Origin of the sequence: Microvirga sp. VF16 (genome assembly GCF_016864375.1) — a bacterium.
In the GTDB taxonomy this organism is placed as follows: Bacteria; Pseudomonadota; Alphaproteobacteria; order Rhizobiales; family Beijerinckiaceae; genus Microvirga.
Map to the genome: position 1 here is coordinate 126,034 of NZ_CP069356.1, position 13,119 is coordinate 139,152.

The 13,119-nt window shown below is 62.7% G+C and carries 11 protein-coding genes and 1 pseudogene; 10 read left to right on the forward strand and 2 right to left on the reverse strand.

All coding sequences use genetic code 11. The features are described 5' to 3' along the window. The first annotated feature begins 226 nt into the window (after nucleotides 1-226). The 9 genes from JO965_RS32770 (at nucleotide 227) to pgi (ending at nucleotide 11,329) form a co-directional block, all read left to right on the forward strand. The gene (locus JO965_RS32770) at nucleotides 227-1,765 is read left to right on the forward strand and encodes a sugar ABC transporter ATP-binding protein (RefSeq protein ID WP_203446211.1); all 1,539 of its coding nucleotides are present in this window, start codon (nucleotides 227-229) and stop codon (nucleotides 1,763-1,765) included. A gap of 32 nt (nucleotides 1,766-1,797) precedes the next feature. Then, nucleotides 1,798-2,826: a ribose ABC transporter permease gene (locus JO965_RS32775; RefSeq protein WP_203446657.1), complete on the forward strand. Its 1,029-nt coding sequence runs from the start codon at nucleotides 1,798-1,800 to the stop codon at nucleotides 2,824-2,826. Nucleotides 2,827-2,898: 72 nt separating this feature from the next. Then, complete coding sequence (locus JO965_RS32780; protein ID WP_203446212.1) at nucleotides 2,899-3,828, forward strand: ABC transporter substrate-binding protein; 930 nt, start codon at nucleotides 2,899-2,901, stop codon at nucleotides 3,826-3,828. A 133-nt stretch (nucleotides 3,829-3,961) separates the two neighbouring features. Next, on the forward strand, nucleotides 3,962-5,443 hold the full coding sequence (gene zwf, locus JO965_RS32785; protein ID WP_203446213.1) for a glucose-6-phosphate dehydrogenase: 1,482 nt from the start codon (nucleotides 3,962-3,964) through the stop codon (nucleotides 5,441-5,443). Then, nucleotides 5,440-6,126, forward strand: a complete 687-nt coding sequence (locus JO965_RS32790; protein ID WP_203446214.1) for a 6-phosphogluconolactonase — start codon at nucleotides 5,440-5,442, stop codon at nucleotides 6,124-6,126. Before zwf ends, JO965_RS32790 begins: the two co-directional genes overlap by 4 nt. A gap of 8 nt (nucleotides 6,127-6,134) precedes the next feature. Next, nucleotides 6,135-7,973: a phosphogluconate dehydratase gene (edd, locus tag JO965_RS32795; protein WP_203446215.1), complete on the forward strand. Its 1,839-nt coding sequence runs from the start codon at nucleotides 6,135-6,137 to the stop codon at nucleotides 7,971-7,973. 77 nt (nucleotides 7,974-8,050) lie between these two features. Continuing rightward, nucleotides 8,051-8,698, forward strand: coding sequence for a bifunctional 4-hydroxy-2-oxoglutarate aldolase/2-dehydro-3-deoxy-phosphogluconate aldolase (locus tag JO965_RS32800; RefSeq protein ID WP_203446216.1), 648 nt, complete (start codon nucleotides 8,051-8,053; stop codon nucleotides 8,696-8,698). A 117-nt stretch (nucleotides 8,699-8,815) separates the two neighbouring features. Then, entirely contained in the window at nucleotides 8,816-8,968 is a 153-nt protein-coding gene (locus tag JO965_RS32805) for a hypothetical protein (protein ID WP_203446217.1), read from the forward strand. 666 nt (nucleotides 8,969-9,634) lie between these two features. Beyond that, nucleotides 9,635-11,329 carry a glucose-6-phosphate isomerase gene (gene pgi, locus JO965_RS32810; RefSeq protein WP_203446218.1) on the forward strand — a complete coding sequence of 565 codons (1,695 nt, stop codon included), beginning with the start codon at nucleotides 9,635-9,637 and terminating at the stop codon, nucleotides 11,327-11,329. Nucleotides 11,330-11,582: 253 nt separating this feature from the next. Here pgi and JO965_RS32815 read toward each other — a convergent pair. After that, nucleotides 11,583-11,786 (reverse strand): annotated as a pseudogene (locus tag JO965_RS32815) (IS110 family transposase); the annotation flags it as partial. A gap of 278 nt (nucleotides 11,787-12,064) precedes the next feature. Between JO965_RS32815 and JO965_RS32820 the strand changes: the two are divergent. Continuing rightward, entirely contained in the window at nucleotides 12,065-12,655 is a 591-nt protein-coding gene (locus JO965_RS32820) for a TetR/AcrR family transcriptional regulator (protein ID WP_203446220.1), read from the forward strand. Between the two features lie 20 nt (nucleotides 12,656-12,675). Here JO965_RS32820 and JO965_RS32825 read toward each other — a convergent pair whose 3' ends face one another. Beyond that, entirely contained in the window at nucleotides 12,676-13,023 is a 348-nt protein-coding gene (locus JO965_RS32825; protein ID WP_203446221.1) for a hypothetical protein, read from the reverse strand. Nucleotides 13,024-13,119 lie beyond the last annotated feature (96 nt).

Here is a 13,119-nt window from a genome sequence, read left to right on the forward strand (position 1 = left end):
GCTTCAATTGCGACCTTCGGGAGCCGGGTCGCTGGGCCCGTTCTAATCCAGCCCTTCGGCAGACACAAAGAAAATGGCTAGGCTAGCAGCTCCTGTCAATTGATAATTCATAATGATTTAATTATTGACAACCCTCTCTTTTGGAGTGAGGCTAGGGTCAAAAGAACAACCCTCGGCCTGGCCACATCGCCAGCGGAGAGGGCGCCCCGACCCTTGGGAGGGAAGTATGCCGGGTGAGACCGTAAGACACTCGCTCTTGGAGATGCGTAACATCTCCAAGACATTTGCAGGCATAAAGGCGCTGCGAGGCGTTTCGCTCGACTTGCGCGCTGGAGAAGTCCACTCGCTCATGGGCGAGAACGGCGCCGGCAAATCGACCTTGATGAAGATTCTGGCGGGAGCCTACATACCCGATCCAGGATCGGGGATCTTGATCAATGGCGCACCGGTCCAGATTCAGGGGCCGATGGCCGCCAAGGCGCTTGGCATTTCCATTATCTATCAGGAGTTGGCGCTCTCTCCCAACCTCAGCGTTGCCGAGAACATCTATCTGGGCCGTGAACTTCGCCGGGCGGGCTTTGTCGACCGCCAGGCCATGATCGCACAATCCGATAATGTCCTGAGCCGTCTGGGCGCTCCCTTCACGGCGAGCGCTCTTGTGCGTGACCTGTCGATTGCCGAGCGGCAACTGGTGGAGATCGCGCGCGCCATCCATGCCAATTCCCGTATTCTTGTCATGGATGAGCCCACCACGACCCTCTCCGAGCGCGAGACGGACAAGCTGTTCGGCGTTGTTCGGCAGCTCAGAGCTGATGGGCTTGCCATCGTCTACATCAGCCACCGCATGAATGAAGTCTACGCATTGTCTGACCGAGTTTCAGTGCTGCGTGACGGCTCCTATGTGGGAACGCTCGATCGCGAGGATATTCTCCCTGAGGCCGTGGTTCAGATGATGGTCGGGCGTGATCTCTCATCGTTCTATAAGAAGGAGCATGACGCCCGTGGATCTCGCGGTAAGGTCATCCTCTCGGTTCGCAACATCGGTGACCGCCGTCGTGTTTTCGACAACTCATTCGACCTGCATGAGGGCGAGGTCTTGGGAATTGCAGGCTTGGTGGGTGCCGGGCGGACCGAACTGGCCCGTCTGATCTACGGCGCGGACGCTCGCCTGTCCGGCACTCTGACGTTGGATGGACAGCCTTGCGCCATCAAAAGTCCGGTCGACGCCATCCGCTCTGGAATCGTCTACTTGACCGAGGACCGCAAACAACTCGGTCTCTTCCTCGATATGTCGATCGAGGACAACATCAACCTCGGCGTGATCGGCCGGGATGCGCATCCGGGCGGCTTCCTCAATGCAAAGCGCGCACGTGAACGGGCAACTCAGGCCATCCAATCCATGGCGATCCGGACACCTTCAGCCTCGGTATCTGTCGGAGGCCTTTCGGGCGGCAACCAGCAAAAGGTGCTTCTATCGCGTCTCCTGGAGACGAAGCCACGGGTGCTCCTCCTCGACGAGCCGACCCGCGGTGTCGACATCGGCGCGAAATCCGAGATCTACAGGTTGATCGACGATCTTGCCAAGGCCGGCGTCGGCGTCATCGTAATCTCGTCCGAACTGCCGGAGATTATCGGAGTTTGCGACCGTGTCCTCGTCATGCGCGAAGGGCGCATCGCAGGCGAGGTCGGCGGCCCCGACGGGCTACCGGTCACTCAGGAAAACATCATCGCCATCGCGACATCTGCAGCCGCCATTGCCGCCTAAGGCCCATTTTGCGAAAGACTGAAGCCATGACCATGATTTCATCAGCTCCAGTAACACCAGTCCCGGGAATGCGTCTGGAGTTTGCCACGACGGTTCAGGCCCTCGGCATGCTGCCGGTGCTAATCCTGATCGCGATCCTGTTCCAACTGCTTTCCGGTTATTCAGAGTCGGGCAGTCTCGTCGATGCGTGGTCGACCGGCCGATTCATGAGTTGGCAGAACCTTGCCATCGTCATGCAGCAGGCTGCCATCAACACTGTTCTCGCGGCCGGAATGACCTTTGTCATCCTGACAGGCGGTATCGATCTTTCGGTTGGCTCGGTTTTAGCCGCGTCGGCGATGGCTGCTATTTATGCTTCGCTCATTCCGAGCTGGGGCCTTCTCGGAATTCCGGCGGCGCTTCTCATCGGTGGCGCGCTCGGTCTTGCCAACGGCATTCTCATCGCATTCCTGCGCCTGCCACCGTTCATCGTGACCCTTGGGGCGCTCACGGCCGTTCGAGGCCTGGCCCGATTGATGGGCAACGACACTACGGTCTTCAACCCAAGCCTCTCCTTTGCCTTTATCGGCAACGGGACGCTCTTTGGCATTCCGTGGCTCGTGGTCATCGCGGCTTTGGTTGTGGTCGCGTCATGGGTCATTCTGCGCCGGACCGTCCTTGGTGTGTATATCTACGCTGTCGGCGGCAACCCGGACGCGGCACGCCTGTCCGGGATCAAGGTCTGGATCGTCCTCCTGTTCGTATACGGCCTGTCGGGTCTCTTGGCGGGGTTAGGCGGCGTCATGTCAGCCGCACGCCTTTTCGCGGCGAACGGAGTCCAACTCGGGCAATCCTATGAGCTCGATGCCATCGCGGCCGTGATCCTCGGCGGAACCAGCTTTGTTGGCGGCATCGGTTCGATCTGGGGCACTCTCATCGGGGCCTTGATCATCGCCGTGCTGTCGAACGGCCTGATCCTGATCGGGGTCTCGGACATCTGGCAGTTCATCATCAAGGGCTTCGTGATCATCGGTGCGGTCGCGCTCGATCGTTACCGTCTGTCCGGTTCTGCCCGGACTTAACAGTCACCTTGCGCGAGATGCGGTCGACTCCTGCGAGGAAGCACTTTCCGACCGAGCATATGGAGGACACTCATGAAGAAGGCACTTCTCACTGCTGCCGCCATCATCGCCTTGTCGGCGGGGGGTGCATCGGCCAAGGAGCTCAAGTCGATCGGCATCTCGCTGGGCTCGATGGGTAATCCGTTCTTTGTGGCTCTCTCCAAGGGGGCGGAGGCGGAAGCCAAGAAGATCAACCCGAATGTCAAGGTCAACACGGTTGGCTACGACTATGACCTGAACAAGCAGTTCAACCAAATCGACAACTTCATTGCTGCGGGCGTCGATATGATCTTGCTCAATCCTGGCGATCCCAATGCGATCGAGCCGGCCATCAAGCGCGCGCAGGCGGCGGGAATCCTGGTGGTGGCTGTCGACACGGCAGCCAAAGGCGCTGACATCACAGTCACAACCGACAATACCCAGGCTGGCGAGATCGCCTGTCAGTACATCGTCGACAAACTCGGTGGAAAGGGCGACGTTATCATCCAGAACGGACCCCAGGTTTCTGCTGTTATCGATCGCGTGAATGGATGCAAGAAGGTCCTGGGCGCGGCCGCCGGCATCAGGGTTCTGTCCAGCGATCAGGACGGCAAGGGGTCTCGTGATGGTGGCCTTGCCGTGATGCAGGGACACCTCACCCGCTTCCCGAAGGTCGATGCGGTTTTCACCATCAATGATCCGCAGGCGATCGGCTCGGATCTGGCCGCCAAGCAGTTGAATCGGTCGAACATCATCATCACGTCCGTCGACGGCGCTCCGGATATCGAGTCGACGCTGAAGGCCAACACGCTGGTGCAGGCATCCGCAAGCCAGGATCCTTACGTGATGGCCCAGATGGGCGTTCGTCTCGGCAACGAAGCCCTCAATGGCAAGAAGCCTGAGCAGACCGTCATTCTCCTCCCCTCGAAGCTCGTGACGCGCGCAAACGTAAATGAGTACAAGGGATGGCAGGCGGTCCGCTGATCAGCCGCTAAACATGGCAGCCGGGCATAACAACGCCCGGCTGTCTGGATATGGTGGTTTCGCTGCCATTCCTCTGCAACAGGTCGGATGCCACGGCTGTGGCTAGCGTCCGCCCCTTTTTGGACGAGGTCGCATGTATCACCACTCTTCGACGCTCCCGCTGCCCGAGCGGACGCCGGTCCCGACCTTCGATTTGGCAATTGCCGGAGCCAGCGGCGATCTCGCCATCCGCAAGCTCTTCCCCGCCCTGGTTCAGCGCATCTCCGAGGGCGTGATCCCGGACGCCAGCCGCATTGTGGGAATCGTGCGCTCAGGCGAGGCGGAAGAAAGCCTGAAAGCCGGCACCGCCGCCCGCCTCACCGAGCAGGGTCTGCGGACATCCGACGTTGACGGCCTCCTGGCACGCCTCAGCTATGTGCGCGCCGATGTCTCCGATCCAGCCTCCATGGCGGATCTGAGCGTCTGCCTTGACGATCCAGGCAGGGTACGCGCCTTTTATCTGGCCACGCCACCGGACCTGTTCATCCCGGCCGCCCGCTCGCTCAAGAGCGCAGGCCTGCTCGATCACGATAGCCGGCTGATCCTGGAAAAGCCCCTCGGCCGGAACTTGGCGTCAGCGCGCGCGATCAACGACGCGGTCGCCGAGGTCTTGGCCGAGAGCCGCACCTATCGCATCGACCACTACCTCGGCAAGGAAACGGTCCAGAACCTACTGGTCTTGCGCTTCGCCAACAGCCTGTTCGAGCGCTCCTGGTCGCAACGCGACATCGACCACGTTCAGATCACCGTGGCTGAGACGGTCGGGCTGGAACAACGCGCCGACTACTACGATCGCGTGGGGGCGCTCCGGGACATGGTACAGAACCACGTGCTGCAGCTCCTGTGCCTGTTCGCCATGGAGCCGCCCAACACTCTCGATGCCGACGCGGTTCGCGACGAGAAGGTGCGGGTCCTGCGGGCGCTGCGGCCCATCCAGGGCCGTGACGTGCTGCGCCACACCGTGCGCGGGCAATACACCGCCGGCTCCATCGCGGGCCAGCCGGTGCCCGGCTATGCGGAGGAGCTTGGACGCGACAGCGGCGCTGAAACCTTCACGGCGCTGCGCTGCGAGATCGACACCTGGCGCTGGGGCGGGGTTCCGATTTACCTGCGGACCGGCAAGCGCATGGGGGCACGCTGCTCCGAGATCGCGGTCACGTTCAAGAGCGTGCCGCACTCGATCTTCCGCGGCAATCCCGATCCCAACCGGCTCGTCATCCGGGTTCAACCGGACGACGGCGTCCAGCTGCAGTTCATGATGAAGGTGCCGGGCAGCGGCCGCCTCAAGCTGGTGCCGCGCATGCTCGACCTGCGCTACGACACGGCCTTCGGCGAGCGCACGCCCGATGCTTACGAACGCCTTTTGACCGACGTGATCCGGGGCGACCAGACCCTGTTCATGCGCCGCGACGAGGTCGAGGCGGCCTGGAGCTTTGTGGACCCGATCATCGAGGGTTGGAGCGAGCATTACGCCACGCCGCACCGCTATGCGGCCGGCACCTTCGGACCGTCGCAGGCGGTCGGCATGATCGAGCGCGACGGCCGCAGCTGGGCCGAGCCGGAGGCCCAGGGGTGATCGAGGCCGCGGTCGACTTCGTCCGTGGGCCCGACCTGCGGCAGGTTTCGCAGCGCTTGGCGGACGACGTCGCGCGCGTCCTCCGGCAGGCGGTCAGCGAACGGGGGCGGGCGACCCTTGCCGTGCCGGGTGGGACGACGCCACGGGAATTCCTGACACGATTGGGGCAGCATGATCTGCCCTGGGATATCATCACGGTCGTCCCGACGGATGAGCGGGATGTTCCGCCGGACGATCCCCGCTCGAACGAGCGCATGATCCGGCAATGCCTGCCCTTGCCATCAGACAGCCTCGTGCCGCTCCGTGCCGTCGGCGGGTCTCCCGAGGCGGGCGCCACAGCCTTGGCGGAGCGGGTAAGCGCTTTGGGACCACTCGACGTCCTGGTCGTCGGCATGGGGGCGGATGCGCACATCGCCTCGCTCTTTCCAGGGGACCGGAGACTCGATCGAGCCGGGAGAGGGATGGCGTCGGCGGTGCTCGCTGCCTGTCCGGCCAATTTGGAGCCGAGACTGTCCCTTGGGCCGGTTCCCCTGACAAGGGCGCGGTGGAAGGCGCTGTTGATCGCCGGTCAGGACAAGCTGGCGGCCCTGACCCGAGCCCTCGCGTCGGCCGATCCGGGTGCCGCACCGGTCCGTCTCCTGTTCGAGGACGGCATTCCGCCTCGCGTCTATTATGCTGAATGAAGGTTGCCATGATGTCGTTTGCGCCCACCGGACAAGTCCTTGAAGACGTCGCAGCCCGCATCGCCGCACGGTCGGGAGAACTGCGGCGCGAATACCTCGCCCGCCTCGAAGAGGTCCGCCGCAGCCATCCGCCCCGGCGCAAGCTGTCCTGCGGCAACCTCGCTCATGCGGCAGCGGCCTGCTCGGCTCACGAGAAGATGCCTGTGGCCACAGGCAGCGTGCCGAACCTCGGCATCGTGACCTCGTACAACGACATGCTGTCTGCCCACCAGCCGTTCGCCACGTATCCAGACCTGATCAAGGAGGAGGCCCGCACGCGCGGAGCGACCGCCCAGGTGGCCGGCGGCGTGCCGGCCATGTGCGACGGCGTCACGCAAGGCCAGCCGGGCATGGAGCTGTCCCTGTTCTCGCGCGATGTGATCGCGATGTCGACGGCGATCTCGCTCTCGCACAACGTGTTCGATGCCGCGCTCATGCTCGGGGTCTGCGACAAGATCGTGCCGGGCCTCGTCATGGGGGCGCTCTCCTGCGGCCATCTGCCGACGGTATTCGTGCCGGCCGGTCCGATGCCGACGGGGTTGTCGAACGACGAGAAGACGCGCGTGCGCCAAGCCTATGCCAGTGGCGAAGTTGGGCGCGATGCGCTGCTCGCCTCCGAGATGAAGAGCTACCACGCGCCGGGCACCTGCACCTTCTACGGCACCGCCAACTCGAACCAGATGATGATGGAGATCATGGGTCTGCATGTTCCAGGGGCAGCCTTCGTTCCGCCCGGCACGCCGCTGCGCGATGCGCTCACCCGCGCGGCCGTGCGCCTGTCCGTCGACGCCGTTCGGGCGCCGCAGGGCGTACGCGGCATCGGCGAGCGTCTGGGCCCGAAGGCTTTCGTGAACGCCATTGTGGGCCTGCATGCGACCGGCGGCTCCACCAACCATCTGCTACACTTGGTCGCCATGGCCCGCGCGGCCGGGCTCGTGATCACCTGGGAGGACTTCTCTGATCTTGCCACCGTGGTGCCGCTCCTGGCGCGGATCTATCCCAACGGTCCGGCGGATGTGAACCAGTTCCACGGGGCCGGCAGCATCGCCTTCGTGATCCGCGCATTGCTGCGCGGCGGGCTTCTGTTCCGCGAGATCGAGACCGTGGCCGGACACGATCTTGCGGCCTATGCCCGCGAGCCGTGGCTCGACAGCGGCCGGCTCGCCTATCGGGATGTGGCGGATGAGCCACTCGAGCCGTCGATCCTGCGCACCATCGACAATCCGTTCCAGGCGAATGGCGGCCTGGCGCTGCTGACGGGCAATCTGGGACGCGCCGTGGTCAAGACATCGGCCGTGCGCTCCGACCGTCTTGCCCTGACGGCGCCCGCCCGCGTGTTCGAGAGCCAGGAGCAGTTCATGGAGGCCTTCAAGGCCAACCAGTTCGACCGCGACGTGGTCATCGTCGTGCGCCAGCAGGGCCCGAAGGCGAATGGCATGCCGGAACTCCACAGCCTGATGCCGGCCCTCGGTGTCCTGGAGAACCGCGGCCTGCGCGTCTCTCTCTTGACCGACGGTCGTCTGTCGGGCGCCTCGGGCAAGATCCTCAGCGCGCTCCATGTGACGCCGGAGGCGGAAAGCGGAGGGCCGATCGGTCTGATCCAGGACGGAGATCTGATCACGATCGATGCCGCCACTGGCCGGTTGGAGCTTGCCGTGGACGCCGCAAGGCTCATGGCGCGGGTGCCGGCCCGGTCCAACTCGGCGGCCGCTACCGCGTCCCTAGGTCGAGACCTTTTCTCGGTCTTCCGCGCAAGTGTCGGCCGGGCCGATCTCGGCGCCGCCACGTTTTGGTCGGAAGTCGCGTGACGTGATCCCTCGATCCTGATCGACCATGAACGAGAGGCCGGAGCCAACGGCCTCGAAGCCAGCAACGGAGAACCGTCATGCCGGACAACAGCGCGATTGCGACCATCCTGAGCCAGGTCGCTGTCATCCCGGTCATCATGATCGAAGATGTCGCTCATGCCGTGCCGCTCGCACGAGCCCTCGTGGCCGGCGGCGTGAACGTGCTCGAGATCACCCTGAGAACGGAGGTGGCGCTCGAAGCGATCCGGCGCATCCGCGATGAAGTTCCCGACGCCGTTGTCGGTGCCGGAACCGTTCTCACGCCGGCCCAACTGGAGGACGTTGTCACAACAGGCGCGGCCTTTGCCGTGAGCCCCGGCGCCACTCCGACCTTGCTCGATGCCGCCGCGGGTTCGCCGGTCCCGCTCCTGCCAGGAGCGGCGACGGCCAGCGAGGTCATGGCCATCCTTGAGCGCGGTTACACCTACATGAAACTGTTTCCTGCCGAGGCGGCAGGCGGCATCGCCCTGCTGAGCGCGCTGGCCTCGCCCCTGCCCGCCGCCCACTTCTGCCCGACCGGCGGCATCGATCCGGAGAAAGCCCGGCGCTATCTTGCGCTGTCGAACGTGGTCTGCGTGGGCGGCTCCTGGCTCGCACCACGCGAGGCAATCCGCGACGGCGATTGGCAGCGGATCACGGAATTGGCGCGGGCGACCCTGCGTCTCAAGAACAGTGCAATCCAATGACGGCCGCCTACATCCGTCACCGGCCCCTGGGCCGTTCGAATGGAGTCCGTCTTCGAAATAGCTGCCGGTCCACGACCATGGTGTCGCAAAACTGAAACCCCATGAGGAGCACAATTGATGTTGCGCATCACCAAGAAGCCCACTCAAGACGGCACTTTTACGGTCTACGTGGAGACTAAGGCCGTCGCTTGGGGCCTCACGACATCGGCCGCTGACGATCTGATCAGCAAATTGCGGCATACCCCTGGTCAAGCCAATGCTATGCTTTGAACACGCATTCCGGATCCCGCCCCATCATTCGCTCAAGCAGGTCAAAACGCGCAGCCGCGGTGGCGTCCTCATGGAGGTGCACTGGGAGCATCGCGAGTCTGGCGCCGATGGGCGCTTCGTAGCCCGTTACGAGAGCTATCAAGCCTTAGACTCTGAGGATGGGATCCAACACAACGGCTGGTACAAGTACGATCATGAAGGCCATCTAACCGATCAGAGCCACTTCCTCACATCCGGGAACAGCATCCATCCGCTCGATGAGGCATAATGGCATCTCATGTGTTGGACCGCTTTTCGCGCACGCACTTCTTGCCCCGCTGCGGCGATCGGATCTGTTCCAGACCACGCTCCAGGGCAACCAGCACGGCCAGGATGTCAATGATGGCGGGATGGATGGGCCAGCAAGACAAGCACCGTCCAAGAGGCCAAGGTAGTGCTGCGAACATCTCCGAGAGTGATACATCCAGTCGGCCACGGGATTGGCGGGCCTCAAGAATAACGCTGCTTCAGCCAAGACAAGTTGAGATACTCTGGAACACAAGCCCTGAAGATCTGGCTAGCCGTCTTCACCGGCAGCGTGATCATCTCCATCGCATGCGATCCCTGTCGCCCGCCCGGCTTGGCCCAAGCAAGTAGCGAAACGATGACGATCGAGAGGAGAGACCCATGACAACAGTGACCGCCTCACCTGCCTGGCAGGCGCTCCAGGTGCATTCCGCAGCCATGGGCGGGCAGCATCTGCGTGACCTGTTCGCGCAGGACCCTGAACGCTTCACCCGATTCTCGCTTCAGCTCGGCGATATCCTGCTCGACTATTCCAAGCACCGGATCACGACTGAAACCATGCAGCTTCTGTTCGACCTCGCGCGGTTTGCCAACGTGGAAGGCTGGCGGGACAGGATGTTTGCCGGCGAGAAGATCAACTCCACTGAAAATCGCGCCGTTCTGCACGTGGCGCTGCGCAACCGCTCCGGCCGCCCGATTCTGTTCGAGGGCGCCGATGTCATGCCGGGCGTGGAGGCGGTCCTGAAGAGGATGCGACTCTTCTGCGAGCGCGTGAGGAGTGGCGACTGGCGCGGGGCGACCGGCGAGACCATCACGGATTTCGTGAATATCGGCATCGGGGGCTCCGACCTTGGCCCGCTGATGGTCTGCGAAGCCCTAAAACCCTATCAGCGCCCGGACCTTCGGACTCACTTCGTGTCCAACGTCGACGGGGCACATCTCGTCCACACGCTCGCGGGTCTTGATCCGGCGCGCACGCTGTTCATCGTGGCGTCGAAGACCTTCACCACCCAGGAGACGATGACCAATGCCGCCAGCGCGCGGGCGTGGCTGACCGCTGCACTCGGGGAGGACGCCGTCGCCAAGCACTTCGTCGCTGTCTCGACCAACGCGGCCGAAGTGTCGCGGTTTGGCATCGCCATGGCCAACATGTTCGAGTTCTGGGACTGGGTTGGTGGCCGCTACAGCTTGTGGTCGGCCATCGGCCTGCCGATCGCGCTCGCGGTTGGGTTCGACCAGTTTGTGGAACTGCTCGGGGGCGCCAATGCCATGGACGAGCACTTCCGCAGCGCTCCGCTCGAGCAGAACATGCCGGTTGTCATGAGCCTACTCGGCATCTGGTACCGCAACTTCCTCGGCGCCTCGACGCTGGCCTTGCTGCCCTACGACCAGCATCTGCATCGCTTTGCGGCTTATTTCCAGCAGGGGGACATGGAGAGCAACGGCAAGTTCGTGCGCCGGAACGGCAGCCGAGTGGACTACCTGACGGGACCTGTGGTTTGGGGCGAGCCGGGCACCAACGGCCAGCATGCGTTCTATCAGTTGCTCCACCAGGGCACGGAGCTGGTTCCGGCCGATTTCCTCGCCGCCGCGCAGAGCCAGACGCCGCTTGGTGACCACCATGACAAGCTGCTCGCCAACTTCCTCGCACAGACGGAGGCGCTCGCCTTCGGCAAGACCGAAAGGGAGGCCAGAGCGGAGCTCGAGAAGAAGGGCATATCGGGCGAGGCCCTCGAGGCGCTACTGCCGCACAAGGTGTTCGAGGGCAACAGGCCGACGACTTCATTGCTCTACCGGAAGCTGACGCCGCACTGCCTCGGATCTCTTATTGCTCTCTACGAGCACAAGATCTTCGTCCAGGGCATCATCTGGGAGATCAACAGCTACGATCAGTGGGGAGTCGAACTCGGCAAGGAACTCGCCTCCCGGATCCTGCCGGAACTTCGGACGGCCGAGGATGTGACGTCCCACGATAGCTCGACGAACGGCCTGATCAATTCCATCAAGCGTCTCCGCAGAGAGAGAGTTAGACGGGCGGGGACGTCATGTCTGGATGGCGCCCGTTTGGCAATGTGATTGTTGACGACGTTTGGGCCTAGCGGGGCGGATGCGGTCATGTCTCCGGCCTTTGAACGCGGTGCTGCATGACCGCAGGCCCTGATGTTTTACGCTGAAGCTGGTCCCTCTCACATTATCGCGCTGGGCTGACGCCAGACAACGCCACGGGCTTTCCAGATCCGGCGGTCCATATCCGCTGTGGCTTCACATCATCTCATCATCACCGTGCCAACTGGGTTGCCTCGAGGGGCGAATCGTCTGAACGGGCCGTCTATGCCGCCGGCGCGGCCGCTCCCTTGCTCCCGGGCTCGTAAGCCGTGCTCCTGGCCATCACCGCCCAGGCGATCCGGGCGATCTTGTTGGCCAAGGCGACGGCGACCACCTTGAATGGCTTCTTGGCCAGCCGCGACCGGGCCCAGTCAGCCAGGGCCGTCCTGGTCTTGGCCGACTTCATGCTGTAGAGCGCCGCGTGCGCTGGAGATGTCACATTAACGGGGAATGCTGCCCTATACTCGTCAAGGAAAAATCGCGCGCCGGGAGAAATCAACGACTTGGCCTGTGCAAAAGTCGACCTCGTTGAGCGGCTCCGCGGCTATACTCAGTTAATGTGACATCCCCAAGCGCTCTCATTCAATCAGATTGCCCGAAGATTAAGACCTTGAAAGCTCAGGGAAAACCATTATCATACTGATTGGTATAATTTATTGTCACGTTGGCAACAGCGTAGCATTCCAGTGGAGGAATGGGAGAACCATGGGCCGCCACCGCGAATTCAATCCTGACGAGGCATTGCACATCGCGCTTCAGGTCTTCCGACGCCAGGGCTACGAGGGGACTTCTATCTCTGACCTTACGGATGCCATGGGCATCACTCGCCCCAGCCTTTATGCCGCGTTCGGCAACAAGGAGGACCTCTTCCGCCAGACCCTCGACCTCTACGAGCGCCAGCACCTGTGCTTCGCGCACGAGGCTCTTCAGGCGCCGACGGCTCGGGAGGCGGTCGAGCGGCTCCTGCGCGGTTATGCCGATGTGCTGACCGATCCCATGAACCCTCCCGGCTGTCTTGGCGTAAACGGAGCCGTGGCCTGCAGCGAGGCGAGTGAAGCCATCCGCGAGGAGCTCATCGCGCGCCGGATGGTGAACGAGAACAACCTGCGAGATCGTCTCGAGCAGGCACGTTCCAACGGCGATTTTCCTAAGGACGAGGGTCCGGTTGATTGGGCGCGCTATGTCGTGTCCATCGGCCTTGGAATGGCGGTCAAGGCGGCATCGGGGGCCTCGCGTGAGGAACTCCATCGTGTGGTAGACTTCGCTCTACGGGGTTGGCCGACTGTGCTGCGGTGAAGGCTGGATTGCTCCTGCGCCTACCAGCTGGAGGGTTTGCTGTCATGATTAACCGTGAGGCTGATCGGAATGACGATCGTCTCAAAGTTTATGGTAGCCTCGATCATACCGCCGGGTGCAAGACTGACCAGACCGTCAACTTCGACCCAAAGCGCCTCTCCGTCTGCTGAGAGGATCTCGCCGGGAGCGACAGGAATCGAGTCCAGTGTTGTCGTCGCTCCGTTGCCAAGGGACGCGACGATCCGGGAGCGGCGGGCGGCTGTGACCGTTATTCCTTCGAACAAAATCCGTTCCGCGCTTCGGTTCTCCATTACGAGTGTAATGTGCGTCTGTCTCTTCTCCTTTGCAGGCGAGACACGCACGTCCATCAGAACAACATCATTCGTAATTCGGTAGTCTTCTTCGGCCTTCGCTTTCCGATAGTGTGCTCATGACGAGCAGCAGTGCAGACGCCACAGCAAGTC

Bases quoted from the DNA above. Each gene is read 5' to 3' on its own strand.
- JO965_RS32770 (WP_203446211.1), top strand. From the start codon at position 227: ATGCCGGGTGAGACCGTAAGACACTCGCTCTTGGAGATGCGTAACATC.
- JO965_RS32775 (WP_203446657.1), top strand. From the start codon at position 1,798: ATGATTTCATCAGCTCCAGTAACACCAGTCCCGGGAATGCGTCTGGAG.
- JO965_RS32780 (WP_203446212.1), top strand. From the start codon at position 2,899: ATGAAGAAGGCACTTCTCACTGCTGCCGCCATCATCGCCTTGTCGGCG.
- zwf (WP_203446213.1), top strand. From the start codon at position 3,962: ATGTATCACCACTCTTCGACGCTCCCGCTGCCCGAGCGGACGCCGGTC.
- edd (WP_203446215.1), top strand. From the start codon at position 6,135: ATGATGTCGTTTGCGCCCACCGGACAAGTCCTTGAAGACGTCGCAGCC.
- JO965_RS32800 (WP_203446216.1), top strand. From the start codon at position 8,051: ATGCCGGACAACAGCGCGATTGCGACCATCCTGAGCCAGGTCGCTGTC.
- JO965_RS32805 (WP_203446217.1), top strand. From the start codon at position 8,816: ATGTTGCGCATCACCAAGAAGCCCACTCAAGACGGCACTTTTACGGTC.
- pgi (WP_203446218.1), top strand. From the start codon at position 9,635: ATGACAACAGTGACCGCCTCACCTGCCTGGCAGGCGCTCCAGGTGCAT.
- JO965_RS32820 (WP_203446220.1), top strand. From the start codon at position 12,065: ATGGGCCGCCACCGCGAATTCAATCCTGACGAGGCATTGCACATCGCG.
- JO965_RS32825 (WP_203446221.1), bottom strand. From the start codon at position 13,023: ATGGACGTGCGTGTCTCGCCTGCAAAGGAGAAGAGACAGACGCACATT.